Source organism: Lysobacterales bacterium (genome assembly GCA_016721845.1).
Lineage (GTDB): Bacteria > Pseudomonadota > Gammaproteobacteria > Xanthomonadales > Ahniellaceae > JADKHK01.
In genome coordinates, this window is record JADKHK010000011.1 from 1 (window position 1) to 13,544 (window position 13,544).

Here is a 13,544-nt window from a genome sequence, read left to right on the forward strand (position 1 = left end):
GTATGGATGACGAGGTCGGGTGCATGCGAGGCCAGCGCGTCGGCGATGTCTGCGGCGTCAAGGTCGAGCGCGATCCCGCGGCATCGGGCCGGGCCCGGCAGTGCTGCGGCGAAGCTGGCTGCGCGCGTGCCATCGCGACCGGCCACGAGCAGTTCGACATCGGCCCAAGCCGCGATGCGACGACTGATGCGCGCACCGAAATTGCCGTAGCCGCCGAGGACGAGGATGCGAAAACCCATGTGGCGAGTGTCGCAGCTTCGATGCGCGGGCGCGGCGACGCCGCTGGGTTTACTCGAAGCTGTTCTGGAAGATGCCCGTGCCGACCACGCTCACGGTCGCCGACGATGCGTTGCTGGCGCGGAATCCGGCGACGCCGGGATAACTGGCGTTGACCGTGCGGGTGCCCAACGTGCCGGCGGTGATCGTGCAACTGCCATCGCCGACCGAATTCAGCGTGGCCACGCAGCTGCCGCCGCCGACTTCCTGCACGGTGACGCTGCCACGGCCCAGAGGTGCGGTCGCCACGCCGATACGGCGGCTGCGCACGGTCACGGTGTAGGTCTGGCCGGGCATCACCTGCGGCGGCGAGATCGACTGGATCGAGGTGCTGGTGTCAGCGGTGCTGAACACGAGGTGCACCGCACCCTTGATCGTGCTGCTGCCGTCCTTGCGGTTCGGAATGCCGACCGCTAGGTCATCGACGTTGTCGTTGTTGAAGTCGCCACTGGCGAGCGTCGCACCATAGCGATCTCCGCTGCGGCTACGACCGGATGAATCGAGATTGATCACCGTGCGTGTGCCGAGCACGATGCCGGCGGCCGATCCATTGGCGACGATCACGCTGCCGACGTTGACGCCACCATTCACCAGATCTTCGCCGGCTACGCCGATGGCGAGGTCGTCGAAGCCGTCGCGGTTGAAATCGCCTGCGGCCAGTCCGCCACCGAATTCGTCACTCTCTTCCTGCAGCAGGCCGTTGAAATCGTTTTCGTCGAAGGTGTCGCTGCTGGCGGTGTTCGCGGCCAGGCCGCCCGGATGGCCGTAGAGCACGGTCACCGTGCCGGCGTTGAACAAGGTGCCGACGTCTTCCGAGATCGCGCCGAGCGCGAGGTCGTCGAGTCCGTCGTTGTTGAAGTCGCCGACGGCCATCTGTTCCCCGAACTTGTCGTTGAGTTCGACGGCACCGCCAATGCCGGCGACATTCTGGTGCAGCACCTCGTAGCGGAAGTTCGCGGCCGACGCCGCCCCATAGTTCACGAACAATACGCCCTCGTTGCGGACGCAGTTGCTGCCGCTGAAGAAGCAACCGTCGAGGGCCTGGGTGTAGGCGACCAGGTCGCCGAAGCCGTCGCCATCGAAGTCGCCGGCAGCCAGTGCCTCGCCGAACGCGCCTGCGAAGCGATCCGACTCGCCCGGAAAATCGCTGCGCTCGAAGAACGTCGCGACGCCGTCGAGCACGGCGCTGGCATTGCGGCGCACGCTCACGCCGCCGGAGTTGGTCGCGAGCGCATCGTGATCGTGCCCGGTCGCGGAAATGGCCAGGAAAGGCAGGGTGCTCGCGGTGGTCATGCGCGGCACTGCAGCCAGGGCCACGCCCTTGACGTGGTTCTCGCCGTCGCCATTCGGGGCAGCCCCGCCGCCCGGCAGTGTCAGATCGATATTGCTCGTCGCGATGCCGCCGGCTTCCCCGAACAGCAAGGCGACCAGTCCCGTCCCGGCGGTCGCGCCGACATCCTCGGAGGGGACGCCGATGGCGAGGTCGCTGCAGTTGTCGCCGTTGAAGTCGGCGCTCGCCAGGCTGCTGCCAAAGCGATCACTCGCCTCGGCGGCGCCGTCCACGGTGCCCAGGTCCTGATGCAGCAATTTCCCGGTCGCGGCCACGCCGGTCGTGATCTCGCCGTACAGCATGGACACCGATCCTGCGTCATCGAAGCCGTTGACGGCGGAGAAAGGTGATCCGACGGCGAGGTCGGATTCACCGTCGCAGTTGAAGTCGCCGACGGCGAGTGCATCGGCGTTGGTGGGGCCGGTCGGGGCGGGCAATGCGGCCGAGCCCATCAGGATGAGCTGGTCGCGTTCGACGGCCAGGCCGACGGCGATGGCGTCGTCGATCGGTCCGACGCAGAGCAGGGTCATGCCCAGGGCGGCAATTCGGTGGCGGCAGTTCGGCAGCATGGCGGGTCTCGGTTGTGGCGTGCTCTGAAGAACCCGAAACCATGCGCAGGTCCGCCAATCCGGCCTGTTCGACTTGAAAGCTCACGCGCGGCACCCATACTGCCGACCCGATCCTTCGTTGCCGATGCCGCCGTCATGCCGATCTACGAATACGTCTGTGCCACCTGCGGCAAGAAGAGCGACCACCTGATGCGCCTGTCCGATCCGGATCCGACGGAATGCCCGACCTGTGGACCGGCGACGTTGACGCGTGCGGTCTCGGCGCCGTCGTTCCGGCTGTCCGGCTCGGGCTGGTACGAAACCGATTTCAAGAAAGACGGCGACAAGAAGCGCAACCTCAGCGAAGGCAGCGGCAGTGGCGACAGCAAGCCGGCCGAAGCGGCATCGTCGCCTGCGCCAGCGGTCGCGCCAGCCGCACCGGCATCGAGCGACTGAGCCTCAGTCGAAACCGTTTGCGAACAGCGGCTTCCATTCGTAGGCGCCGCGATCGATCTGGTTGCCCAGCGGACGGGTGTTGCCGTCGAGATCGAATCCCGGAATGCCGCCCGGCGCCTGAGGGTCACCGCTGTTGATCAAGGCGGAACCGGGTTTCGGGCGATAACCGTTGCCGTCTTCGAACACGTCGTCGCCGGTCGTGGTGCCGCTGTTCTCGGTCGTTGTGCCAGTGAGTGCGCCGATGTGGTTGTTGCGCAGGCGCAAGATCGGGCTCTGACCCCACAGCAGGCCGACGTCGGACGGATTGTTCTGGCCGTCGCGGTTGCCGACGATGACGTTGTTGCCGAAATGGAACGTGCCCTGGCCGGCTAGTTCCAGTCCGGTGCTGGGATGTGCGCTGGTCGGGCTGCGGCGGTTGTCGGCGATGGTGTTGTTGACCAGGTACATGCTCGTGTTCGCAGCCACCGAAGCGCGAATGACGCCGTAGGCGCCGGCGGTGTTGCCGGTGACCAGGTTGTTGCGGAAGGCGAGGGTGCCGCTGCCGCCGACCCAGAGGGTGACGACCGCGCCCCAGTGGTTTTCGTCGTTGTCGCGGATGATCAGGTGTTCGGCCTTGGCCGAGACGCTGCTGCCTGCCGGCAAGCTGATCTCGAGCGCTGCCGATTCCACCGTCGCGCCGCGATAGCCGCCGGTCAACGTGAAGTTGGACAGCGTGATCAGGCCGCCGGCCGTCGCGGTTGGGCGGATGCGGAACAGCTGCCGGTTGCCTTGGCCGTCGATGATCGTGGTGTGGGCGCGACCCTGGCTGGTGCACTGGCCGCTGGCCCCGGTCCAGCCGCCACTGACGGTGAGGTTGCCGGTCTTCGCCGGTTCGTAGGGCAGGATGTTGTCGAACAGGGTCAGGGTGCCCTGGCGGATGCGGATCTCGTTGTCACCGACATTGCTCGCCGCCGTCATCAGCGCGGCACGCAATTCGATGCCGGTGCTGACGCAGACGGGCGGGTTGGCGGCAAGGGCGGATTCGGCGGCGAACAACAGGCCGAGGCCAGCGAGGACGGTGCGCATGGGGAGCTCCCGAGTGGTATCGCCTTGGGGAACGCAGGATTCCGGTTGAAGCGGACAGCGCGCGGCGTTTGCAAGCTCCACGTCCGCTCCGTAGCATGCGCGGTCCTGTCCAACCCTTGCGCGGCCTTCCCCGGCCGGCTCCGGAGATTCCATGCGTAGTCATCTCTGCGGTCTCGTCGACGAGACCCTGATCGGCCAGACCGTCACCTTGTGCGGCTGGGCCGATACCCGTCGCGACCACGGCGGCGTCATCTTCATCGACCTGCGCGACCACGAGGGGCTCGTGCAATGCGTGATCGAACCGGACAACGCGACCGCGTTCCAGGCCGCGGAAGGTGTGCGCTACGAGTTCTGCCTGAAGATCACCGGCAGCGTGCGCGCCCGTCCGGCCTCGCAGGTCAATGACCGGCTGCGCACCGGCAAGATCGAAGTCGTCTGCGACAAGGTCGAAGTGCTGAACGCCTCGGCGCCGCTGCCGTTCCAGCTCGACGATACGCCGGGCGAGGAAGCGCGCCTGAAGTACCGTTACCTCGATATCCGCCGCCCGGCGATGCAGCGCGCGATGCGCCTGCGCACGCGCCTGACCCAGGAAATCCGCCGTTACCTCGACGCGCGCGGTTTCCAGGACATCGAAACCCCGATCCTGACCAAGGCGACGCCGGAAGGCGCGCGCGACTACCTGGTGCCGAGCCGCGTGCATCCGGGCGAGTTCTACGCGTTGCCGCAGTCGCCGCAGCTGTTCAAGCAGCTGCTGATGGTGGCCGGCATGGACCGCTACTACCAGATCGCGCGCTGCTTCCGCGACGAGGACCTGCGCGCCGACCGCCAGCCGGAATTCACCCAGCTCGACATGGAGTTCGCCTTCGTCGAAGAGCGCGACGTGCAGGACATGGTCGAAGGCATGGTCCGCCACATCTTCAAGGAAGTGAACGGCACCGAGCTGGCCAATCCGTTCCCGCGCATGACCTATGCCGAGGCGATGCGTCGCTATGGTTCGGACAAACCCGACCTGCGCATCGACCTGGAACTCGTCGACATCGCCGACGCCGTCGCGAATTCGGAGTTCAAGGTGTTCTCGGGCCCCGCGAAGGATCCGGGCGGCCGCGTCGCCTGCCTGCGCGTGCCGAACGGTTCGGAGATGACGCGCAAGCAGCTCGACGACCTCGGCGAATACGTCAAGAAATATGGCGCCAAGGGTCTGGCCTGGATCCGCATCGATGACCTCGCCAAGGGCCGCGAAGGCCTGACTTCGCCGATCGTGAAGTTCCTCGACGATGCCGCGATCGAGGGCATCTTCAAGGCCGTGGGTGCGCAGCAGGGCGACGTGTTGTTCTTCGGCGCGGGTCCGTACAAGACCGTGTCCGACTTCATGGGCGCACTGCGCCTGAAGGTCGCGAAGGACATGGGGCTCGTGGCGAACCGCTGGGCGCCGCTGTGGGTCACCGATTTCCCGATGTTCGAATACGACGCCGACGAGAAGCGCTACGTCGCGCTGCATCATCCGTTCACCGCGCCGAAGATCGACGACGTCGCCGACCTCAAGGCCAATGCGGCCACCTCGGTGTCGCGCGGTTACGACTGCGTGCTGAACGGCAACGAGATCGGCGGCGGCTCCATCCGCATCCATCGCCCGGACATGCAGAGCGCGGTGTTCGACCTGCTCGGCATCAGCGCCGAAGAAGCGGAGCTGAAGTTCGGCTTCCTGCTCGACGCCCTCAAGTTCGGCGCACCGCCGCACGGTGGCATCGCCTTCGGCATCGACCGCATGGCCGCGCTCATGGTCGGCACCGAATCCATCCGCGACGTCATCGCCTTCCCGAAGACCGCGTCCGCCACCTGCCTCATGACCTCGGCCCCCTCCGTCGTCGCCGAGAACCAGCTGCAAGAGCTGCACGTGCGCGTGGTGAAGCCGGAGAAGAAGGCCGCGACCCAGCTCGCAGAGGGGATGGTTAGAAGCGTCGAAATGCCCTAGCGATGACGACCGCCTAACTGAGACGCTTCGAGGAATCCACGACCACCCCAAGACCCTCACCGAATTCCTTGCGGAAACCGCGGACCAGAACCAGAGCGATGCGCCGTGGGAGCTGGAGAACGAGCGCATTCTCGAGGTGAAGCTGTCGCAGCAGCGGGTGTGGATGAAGGCGGGGGCGATGGTGGCGTATCGCGGCGGCATCAAGTTCGAGCGTGAGGGGGCGTTCGAGCATGGGGCGTCGCGGTTCTTCAAGGAGATGTTCACCGGCGAAGGCGCGAAGCTGACCAAGGCGTCGGGCAGTGGTCGGCTGTTTCTCGCCGAAGGCGGCAAGCGCATCACCCTGCTGAAGCTCGAAGGCGACGGCGTGACCGTGAACGGCAACGACCTGCTCGCGTTCCAGGACGGCATCGAGTGGGACATCCGCATGACCCGCAAGCTCAGCGGCATGGTCGCCGGTGGTCTGTTCAACCTGCAGCTGAAGGGCCATGGCCTGATCGCGCTGACCACGCATGGTCGCCCGCTGACCTTGCGTGTCGCGCGCAACCTGCCGGTGTTCACCGACCCGAACGCGACCGTCGCTTGGTCGTCCAACCTCGAACCCGAGTTCAAGACCGACATCTCGTTGCGCACCCTGATCGGCCGCACCAGCGGCGAATCGGTGCAGATGGCCTTCAGCGGCGAGGGCTTCGTGGTCGTGCAGCCCTATGAAGAGCGGCCGTTCCAGGCACGACGCTGACATGACCGAGCGCGTGCTGTTGTTGCACGGCATCTGGATGCGCGGCTTCATGATGACGCGCATCGCGAACCATCTGGCCGGCCAGGGTTATGCCGTCGACGTGGTCGACTATCCGTCGTTGAGCAAGGGCGCCGATGCCTGCGCCGACGACCTGCGCGCACGCATCGCCGCGCACGGCGAGGACACCGTGCACGTGGTCGGACATTCGCTGGGTGGACTGGTCGCGTTGCTCGCCACGCAAGACGCGTCGTCGCGCGGCCGCACCGTGTGCCTCGGTTCGCCGCTGATCGGCAGTGCGGCGGCGAAGACCTTGTCGAACTTCGCGCCGTGGATGATGGGCCGCAGCCGCGAGCGCCTGCTGCAAGGCCTCGGCGAATGGCGCGGTGCGCGCGAGGTCGGCGTCATCGCCGGGCGCGTGCCGTTCGGCATGGCGTTGTTGCTCGGCGGGCTCGATGGCGACAATGACGGCACCGTGGCGGTCGCGGAGACGCGCTTGCCCGGCATCCGCGATCACGCGGTGATTGCCGCCACGCACACCGGCTTGCCATTTTCGGACGAGGCGATCACGATGACCGCGAACTTCCTGCGTCGAGGCCGTTTCGCCGACGCCGCGTGAAGCGCTGGCCCCCGCATTTGCGGGGTTGGACGGAGGCGCGCCTGCCGGTGAAATGGCGGCGTCCGTTTCCGTCGAGCGTCTTGCCATGATCCGTCGCGCTGTCCTGCTGATCGCTGCATTGCTCTGCGCCGGCGCCGTGTCGGCGCAAACGGCCGACCAGGAGGTGGTCAGCGTCGCCATTTCGCAGAATCCGGTGGTGCCGGGCCAAACCGTCACCTACACCTTCGTGATCCGCAACAACGGTCCGGATGCGGCCGCCAACGGCGGCCTGAACATCCTCTACTACAACGGCAACCTGCTCAATGCGACGTTCACGCATCCGCCGGGATGGAGCTGCATCACCTTCTGGGCCGGTGCCGGCTGCAACATCGCGTCGTTGCCCGCGGGCACGACGGCGACGATCACGCTGACGGCGCAGGTCGATCCGAGCCGCATCAATTTCCCGGACGGCTCCTTCGACATGACCGTCAGCACCTCCGGCGTGACTCCGAACCAGCGGCGCCAACAACAGTCGGACGATCACCACGAACTGGAACAGCCCGCAGATGGATCTCGCGATCAGCGTGACCGACACGCCCGATCCGGTCGGGCCGGACATGGACCTGACCTACACCGCCACGGTGACCAACCACGGCCCGGATCCGGCCACCAGCCTCAATTTCAATGTCTACAACCCGGGCTACGTGCCCTTCAAATCGGTGACGCCGCCCGCGGGCTGGACCTGCACGCCGCCCGCGGTCGGGGCCGCCACCATCTTCACCTGCAACACCGCGAGCTTCGCGGCCGGTGCGACGAGCGTGTTCAATGTCGTCGTGCGTGTCGACGATGCCGTGCTCGGCGTCAACAACGGCACCATTTCGACCGTGCTCAGCGTCAACGGCACCGGCGACGACACCAACGACAACAACAACTCCGAAACCGAGAACACGGCCTACGTGACGCCGAAAGCGGACTTGTCCGTGGCCGTCCAGGACACGGTCGATCCGGTGCTGCTCGGCCAGGACTTCGACTATCTGGTGACGCTGAGCAACCTCGGCCCGGATGCTGCCCCGAACGCGACCTTCAGCCTCTACAACAACGGCAACCTGCGTTACCGCTCGATCGTGGCGCCGCCCGGCTTCCAGTGCACGCTGCCGACGGTCGGCAATGCGCCGATCCTGTCGTGCTCGACGCCGAGTTTCGCGAACGGTGCCAGCGTGCAGTTCCTTGTCACCGTACGCACCGACCCGCAGCTGATCAATCCGCAGACCGGCGGCACGGTGCAGACGAGCGTGACGGCAAGCAGTGCCGTCGCCGATCCTGCGCCGGCGGTGAACAACCAGGAGGTCGAGGACACGCTGGTGATCCCGGTGCTGTTGTTCAGCGACGGCTTCGAATTCTAGTCGCGCCGCTCATCGGCGCAGCCATTCCAGAATACGCGCGCCGACCTCGGGGCGATGCAGCAATTCGATGTGCCCGGTGCCGTGGCTGATCCAGTGCGCGTGGCGATGCAGGCCGAGGTCGCGGTCCGGGTCGTCGTGCTGGCCGAGTGCGCTGCGCAGCGGCACCAGACCATCACCGATCAGACGTTCCGCGAGCGGGCCGCGCTTCGCCGCGAGTGTCGCGGCGACGCTGAAGCAGGCGACATCGTCGGGCAAGGGCAATGGCTCGCGATGATCGTGGCCGGAAGCGAAGCGGTCGCGTCCTTGCCAATCGGCGTCGCGGACATTGCCGTGGCGCAGATCGGTGATGCCGGCGCTGCGCATCTGGCCCAGCGCCGCGAACGGTGCGCTGTACAGACTTTGCCCGAGCAGGCGATCGATCCACTGGCCACCGCGCTCCAATGGCGCGCCGTGGTGTGGCGTGCCCAGGAACACCAGATGGCGCAATCGTGTGCGCCACGGCTGTTCGGTGTCGGCGCCGTGTTGCGCCGCGCTGCGAGCGACCAGCCCGCCCATGCTGTGCGCGACGATGCTGAGGTCGGTGATCGGTACCGGCCAGAACGCCTGCAACTGCGCCAGCAGCTCGGACAGGCTGCGGCCGTTCTGCGACACGTGCAGGCCGCTGTTGTAGCGCAGCGAGAGCGCGGTCGCGCCCAGCGCCGCGGCCATGGCCGCAGCGTGATCGACCGCTTCGCCCCGATGCCCGCCCTGCCATTGCAGGTCGTTCATGCACAGGCCGTGGAGGCTCAGCACGATGTGGCTGCGCGGATCCTGCAGATCGTGCACGGTCTGCGCGCTGATCTCGCGGCCGAGTTGGCGCAGCGACATCGGCAGCGCGAGCGGGTTGCCACTGGCCACGAGGTGATCGCCCATCACGCCATTCAGGATCGAGCGCATCGCCACGCGTTGCGGCGGGTCGAGGGCTTCGTCATCGAAGCGTTCCTGCAGCCGCGCCAGCAGCCCGTCGACACCGCCGCCGACCGCACGGGTGATGCCGTCGATGCTGCGATAGACATGGCCGGTGAGTCCGCGTGTGCGCCCGACGTGCTCGCCTTCGGGTGCACCGAGCGTCCGCCAGACCGATTGATGCACGCCCTCGACGATGGCGGTGATGCCGCGCGTGGCCTGGGTCGCCAGCTGCGCCCAGCCACGGACGTCGGACACGGACGAGCGCAGGCGTCGCTTTCGCACTTCGACATTCATGGCGGCAGTCTCCCGTTGCGATGATCCATGCGCGCAGCCTCGGGCGCGGGGCTAGAGCACATCACGCACCCGATTCGTGCCAGTGTCGCGAGCCTTGCGCCAGTCCCGCGGCGATGAACCGGTCTGCGCCTTGAACGCCCGCGACAGCGCGGCGACGCTGCCGTAGCCGACCGCATCGACGATGTGCTTGAGCGCGCGGCCTTCGTCGAGCAGTTGCTGCGCGACGGTCAGGCGCCAGCCGGCGAGATAGTCGCCCGGCGGCGTGATCCCGACCCGGGCGCGGAAGGTTTCCGCGAATTGCGTGCGCGACATGCCGCAGACCTCGGCGAGGGACGCCAGTGTCCAGGCCTGTCCGGGTTCGCCGTGCATCGCGATCAGCGCACGACTGAGCTGCGGATGCGCCAGACCCGCGAATAGGCCGCTGCGCTCTGGCGCCTTCGCCATCTGCAATCTCAGGATCTGGATCAGTACCACTTCGAACAGTCGGTCGACGATCAGTTGCCGACCACAATGCTGCGCGAAGGCTTCGCGGAACAACAGGTCCAGCACCGGTGCGGTGCCATCGAGTGCCGACAGCGGCAGAGCGATGCAGGCGGGCAGGGCAGCGGTCAGCGGATTGCGCGCACCGTCGCCGAATTCGATGAAGGCGCAGGCCATGTCGGCACCGCGGTCCGTATCGCTGACGAAACGATGGGCATGCGGACGCGGATAGAACAGCAGGCTGGGTTCGTCGACCGTGATCGCCGTGCCATCCGGGTGTTCGACGCGCAGTTCGCCGCCGCTCAACAGATGCAACTGGCCACGGCCCTGTTCGGGTGCGAAATCATTCACGCCGCACAATGGGCCGGAGTGGAACAGGCGCGCGCTGACGCGGAATCGTTGCAGTAGGGCTTCGAGGCGATCGGTGTGCATATTCGGACGATCTGACAATAGATGCGGACGATAAGTCACTTTCAGTACGAAAGCGATCCCTAAAGTAGGTCCCGTGCAATCCGCACATCATCTTCCTCCGGAGTTCGCCATGTCCTACATCCCGACCATTCAAGCCGCCCAAGCCGATGCGGCCACCCGCGCCACGCTGGATGCCTTCAAGGCCAAGCTCGGCACGGTGCCGAACCTGTTCCTGACCCTGGCCCAGGCGCCGGTCGCGCTGAACGCCTACGTGCAACTGGCCGACGTGGCCGCACACGGCACGCTCAACGCGAAGCAGCGCGAACAGATCGCGCTCGCGGTCGGCGACGCCAACGCCTGCGACTACTGCCTGGCCGCGCACAGCGCGATCGGCACGATGGTCGGACTGAAACCCGAGCAGATCGCGCAAGCCCGTGCCGCACAGTCCGAATCGGTCAAGGACCGAGCGCTGTTGCAACTCGCGAAGCGCATCGTCGACACCCGCGGCCGCGTGCCGGTCGCCGAGCTCGACGCCTTCAAGGCGCAAGGCCATTCGGACGCGACCATCCTCGAAGTGCTGGTCAATGTCGTGCTGAACATCTACACGAATTACACCAACCACCTCGCCGACACCGAGATCGATTTCCCGGCCGCACCGCGCGCACTCGCGGCGTGATCGATCACGACACGGACATCGGCGGCCGCGAAGGCGGTCGCCGAGCCACTAGACTGCGGCGTGTCGAACGGAGCGTCGCATGGCCGCAGCCCTGAGGGACCAGTTTGGCCCGAGCGTGCCGCGTGCGATCGCGGACATGCTCGTGGCCGTGCACGACCGCTTTCCGCGCGCGGCCTTCCTGCGCGACGCGCTCGCCGGATACGAACCGTTGTCGCTGACCGAACGTGCAAGGCAGATCAGCCGGGCGCTGCACGCACATCTGCCAGCTGACTATCCGCAGGCGATTCGTCTGCTGCTCGCCTCGTCGCGCGTGTCGCATGCGCGTCGCGCGGCCCAGGGTATGGGCGGCTTCCTGTTCATGCCGCACATGATGTTCATCGCCGAGCATGGACTCGATCACTTCGAGGCATCGATGCAGGCGCAACACGAACTGACACAGCGCTTCACCGCCGAGTTCAGCATCCGCCCTTTCATCGAGCGACATCCGGAAGCGACGCTGGCGCGACTCGCACAATGGACGCAGGACGCCCATCCGCACGTACGCCGACTGGTCTCCGAGGGCACGCGCCCGCGCCTGCCATGGGCATCGCGATTACGCGACTTCCAGCGCGACCCGACACCGGTGCTGGCCCTGCTCGAACGTCTGAAGGACGATCCCGAGTTGTACGTGCGTCGTTCGGTCGCGAACAACCTCAACGACATCGGCAAGGACCACCCCGATCTGCTCGCGGACGTGGCGCGCCGCTGGTTGCAGAATGCGTCGCCGGAGCGACGCTGGATCGTGCGCCATGCGCTGCGTTCGGCGATCAAGCGCGCCGAGCCGGGTGCCCTGTCGGCGCTGGGGTACGGCGCCGCTCCGACCTTGGCGATCGAGCGGGTGCGCGTCGCGCCAAAACGCGTGCATGAGGGCGATCGCGTCGAGATCGGATTCACGCTGCGCAACACCGGCCCGCGCGAACAACGGGTCATGGCCGACTTTGTCGTGCACTTCGTCAAGGCGAACGGCAAGACCTCGGCCAAAACCTTCAAGCTGAAGGCGCTGGCGCTGGCCGCCGGCGAATCCGCTGCACTCGCGAAGACGCTCGCGCTGGTGCCGATGACCACGCGCAAGCACTATCCCGGCGAACACCGCGTGCAGGCGCAGTTGAACGGGCGCATGCACGACCTCGGTGCGTTCCGGCTGTTGCGCGACTAGTCCCGTGCGTGCTCAGCCCTGCGGCACGCCGGCCATATCCGGCAGCTGGTGGGCGATGCCCTTGTGGCAGTCGATGCAGGTCTTGTCGCCGCTGAGCAGATGGCGTTCGTGGATGGCACCGGCGCGCGGACTCTGGCGGGTGATGTCCATCGAGTTGTAGTTGTGGCAGTTGCGGCATTCCAGCGAATCGTTCGCCTTGAGGCGTGCCCATTCGTGCTCGGCCAGCTCGCGGCGCTTGTCGAGGAATTTCTCGCGCGAATCGATGGTGCCGAAGATCTTGCCCCAGACTTCCTTCGAGGCCTGCATCTTGCGCGCGATTTTCGACGTCCACTGGTGCGGCACGTGGCAATCCGGGCAGGTGGCGCGCACGCCGCTGCGATTGCTGTAGTGGATCGTGCTCTTCAGTTCGGCGAAGACATTGTTCTTCATCTCGTGGCAGGACGTGCAGAAGGTTTCCGTGTTGGTCGCTTCGAGCGCGGTGTTGAAGCCGCCCCAGAAGACGATGCCGGCGATGAAGCCGCCGAGCGTCAGGAACATCAGGCTGTAATGGCGGCTCGGCGAATTGAACAGCCGCCAGATGCCGAGGATGCGTTCGCGCCAGGCCATGGCCTCACTCCCTGGCCGCGGGCGTGGCGGCGAGGATGTCGTCGGCGCCGGTGTAGGTGTTCGCGATCAGCGGCTTCGCATCGGTCTGGACGACGTGGCATTGCACGCAGAAGTAGCGCCGCGGCGAGATCTCCGCCAGCACCTGGCTGTCGCGGTCCATGTAGTGGGTGACGCTGACCGGCGGCGCCTGGAACTGCGTCGAGTTGACCTGGCCGTGGCAGAGCATGCAGCGGTTCGCATGCTGGTCGACCTGGTAGCCGTCGATCGCGTGCGGAATCGTCGGTGGCTGCATCGGATAGGCGCGAGCGCGCTTGATGTCGGCATTCTCGACGCGCGCGAGCGGCAGCGATTCGGGCTCGGTCGCGAGGTCGGCGCCGCGGCGCAAGGCGTCGATCGATCGCGAGGTCTGCGTTGTCGTCGGCACCGCGACGCTGCCCGTGGGGGTGGCGGCCGGCTTGGGCGCGGGCGCGCGACTGCACTGATGCCCGACCAGCAGGCCGAACACGAGCACGGCCGCGAAGTTCAGAATCTGCACGGGTTTCATCGCGTCCTC

The 13,544-nt window shown here is 66.6% G+C and carries 14 protein-coding genes; 7 read left to right on the plus strand and 7 right to left on the minus strand.

The window, feature by feature from the left end:
- Together IPP28_06765 and IPP28_06770 are read right to left on the minus strand one after the other, a co-directional pair.
- The coding region (locus IPP28_06765; GenBank protein ID MBL0040739.1) for a saccharopine dehydrogenase at positions 1–239 on the minus strand (239 nt) is incomplete at its 3' end.
- 49 nt (positions 240–288) lie between these two features.
- Positions 289–2,175, minus strand: coding sequence for an FG-GAP repeat protein (locus IPP28_06770; protein ID MBL0040740.1), 1,887 nt, complete (start codon positions 2,173–2,175; stop codon positions 289–291).
- A gap of 135 nt (positions 2,176–2,310) precedes the next feature.
- On the opposite strand from IPP28_06770, the gene IPP28_06775 reads away from it, so the two are divergent.
- On the plus strand, positions 2,311–2,610 hold the full coding sequence (locus tag IPP28_06775) for a zinc ribbon domain-containing protein (protein ID MBL0040741.1): 300 nt from the start codon (positions 2,311–2,313) through the stop codon (positions 2,608–2,610).
- Between the two features lie 3 nt (positions 2,611–2,613).
- Here the strand turns inward: IPP28_06775 and IPP28_06780 are convergent, their stop codons facing one another.
- Entirely contained in the window at positions 2,614–3,675 is a 1,062-nt protein-coding gene (locus IPP28_06780) for a hypothetical protein (GenBank protein ID MBL0040742.1), read from the minus strand.
- A gap of 151 nt (positions 3,676–3,826) precedes the next feature.
- On the opposite strand from IPP28_06780, the gene aspS reads away from it, so the two are divergent.
- The 4 genes from aspS to IPP28_06800 are packed head-to-tail and all read left to right on the plus strand — an operon-like array spanning position 3,827 to position 8,470.
- Positions 3,827–5,647, plus strand: coding sequence for an aspartate--tRNA ligase (gene aspS, locus IPP28_06785; GenBank protein ID MBL0040743.1), 1,821 nt, complete (start codon positions 3,827–3,829; stop codon positions 5,645–5,647).
- A 34-nt stretch (positions 5,648–5,681) separates the two neighbouring features.
- The gene (locus IPP28_06790) at positions 5,682–6,383 is read left to right on the plus strand and encodes an AIM24 family protein (protein ID MBL0040744.1); all 702 of its coding nucleotides are present in this window, start codon (positions 5,682–5,684) and stop codon (positions 6,381–6,383) included.
- Between the two features lies 1 nt (position 6,384).
- A complete protein-coding gene (locus tag IPP28_06795) occupies positions 6,385–6,999 on the plus strand; it encodes an alpha/beta fold hydrolase (protein ID MBL0040745.1) in 615 nt (204 codons plus the stop codon).
- A 52-nt stretch (positions 7,000–7,051) separates the two neighbouring features.
- Positions 7,052–8,470: a DUF11 domain-containing protein gene (locus IPP28_06800; GenBank protein ID MBL0040746.1), complete on the plus strand. Its 1,419-nt coding sequence runs from the start codon at positions 7,052–7,054 to the stop codon at positions 8,468–8,470.
- Here IPP28_06800 and IPP28_06805 read toward each other — a convergent pair.
- Both IPP28_06805 and IPP28_06810 read right to left on the minus strand, forming a co-directional pair.
- Complete coding sequence (locus IPP28_06805; protein ID MBL0040747.1) at positions 8,391–9,623, minus strand: alpha/beta hydrolase; 1,233 nt, start codon at positions 9,621–9,623, stop codon at positions 8,391–8,393. The genes IPP28_06800 and IPP28_06805 overlap by 80 nt on opposite strands.
- A gap of 51 nt (positions 9,624–9,674) precedes the next feature.
- Positions 9,675–10,535, minus strand: a complete 861-nt coding sequence (locus tag IPP28_06810; GenBank protein ID MBL0040748.1) for an AraC family transcriptional regulator — start codon at positions 10,533–10,535, stop codon at positions 9,675–9,677.
- Between the two features lie 109 nt (positions 10,536–10,644).
- Between IPP28_06810 and IPP28_06815 the strand changes: the two genes are divergently transcribed.
- Both IPP28_06815 and IPP28_06820 read left to right on the plus strand, forming a co-directional pair.
- Positions 10,645–11,190 carry a carboxymuconolactone decarboxylase family protein gene (locus IPP28_06815; GenBank protein MBL0040749.1) on the plus strand — a complete coding sequence of 182 codons (546 nt, stop codon included), beginning with the start codon at positions 10,645–10,647 and terminating at the stop codon, positions 11,188–11,190.
- 79 nt (positions 11,191–11,269) lie between these two features.
- Positions 11,270–12,385 carry a DNA alkylation repair protein gene (locus IPP28_06820; protein MBL0040750.1) on the plus strand — a complete coding sequence of 372 codons (1,116 nt, stop codon included), beginning with the start codon at positions 11,270–11,272 and terminating at the stop codon, positions 12,383–12,385.
- 12 nt (positions 12,386–12,397) lie between these two features.
- Here IPP28_06820 and IPP28_06825 read toward each other — a convergent pair whose 3' ends face one another.
- The gene (locus IPP28_06825) at positions 12,398–12,991 is read right to left on the minus strand and encodes a NapC/NirT family cytochrome c (GenBank protein MBL0040751.1); all 594 of its coding nucleotides are present in this window, start codon (positions 12,989–12,991) and stop codon (positions 12,398–12,400) included.
- 4 nt (positions 12,992–12,995) lie between these two features.
- Positions 12,996–13,535, minus strand: coding sequence for a nitrate reductase cytochrome c-type subunit (locus IPP28_06830; protein MBL0040752.1), 540 nt, complete (start codon positions 13,533–13,535; stop codon positions 12,996–12,998).
- Between the last annotated feature and the right edge of the window lie 9 nt (positions 13,536–13,544).

Bases quoted from the DNA above. Each gene is read 5' to 3' on its own strand.
- IPP28_06770 (MBL0040740.1), bottom strand. From the start codon at position 2,175: ATGCTGCCGAACTGCCGCCACCGAATTGCCGCCCTGGGCATGACCCTG.
- IPP28_06800 (MBL0040746.1), top strand. From the start codon at position 7,052: ATGGCGGCGTCCGTTTCCGTCGAGCGTCTTGCCATGATCCGTCGCGCT.
- IPP28_06825 (MBL0040751.1), bottom strand. From the start codon at position 12,991: ATGGCCTGGCGCGAACGCATCCTCGGCATCTGGCGGCTGTTCAATTCG.
- IPP28_06780 (MBL0040742.1), bottom strand. From the start codon at position 3,675: ATGCGCACCGTCCTCGCTGGCCTCGGCCTGTTGTTCGCCGCCGAATCC.
- aspS (MBL0040743.1), top strand. From the start codon at position 3,827: ATGCGTAGTCATCTCTGCGGTCTCGTCGACGAGACCCTGATCGGCCAG.
- IPP28_06830 (MBL0040752.1), bottom strand. From the start codon at position 13,535: ATGAAACCCGTGCAGATTCTGAACTTCGCGGCCGTGCTCGTGTTCGGC.
- IPP28_06805 (MBL0040747.1), bottom strand. From the start codon at position 9,623: ATGAATGTCGAAGTGCGAAAGCGACGCCTGCGCTCGTCCGTGTCCGAC.
- IPP28_06815 (MBL0040749.1), top strand. From the start codon at position 10,645: ATGTCCTACATCCCGACCATTCAAGCCGCCCAAGCCGATGCGGCCACC.
- IPP28_06820 (MBL0040750.1), top strand. From the start codon at position 11,270: ATGGCCGCAGCCCTGAGGGACCAGTTTGGCCCGAGCGTGCCGCGTGCG.
- IPP28_06775 (MBL0040741.1), top strand. From the start codon at position 2,311: ATGCCGATCTACGAATACGTCTGTGCCACCTGCGGCAAGAAGAGCGAC.
- IPP28_06795 (MBL0040745.1), top strand. From the start codon at position 6,385: ATGACCGAGCGCGTGCTGTTGTTGCACGGCATCTGGATGCGCGGCTTC.
- IPP28_06810 (MBL0040748.1), bottom strand. From the start codon at position 10,535: ATGCACACCGATCGCCTCGAAGCCCTACTGCAACGATTCCGCGTCAGC.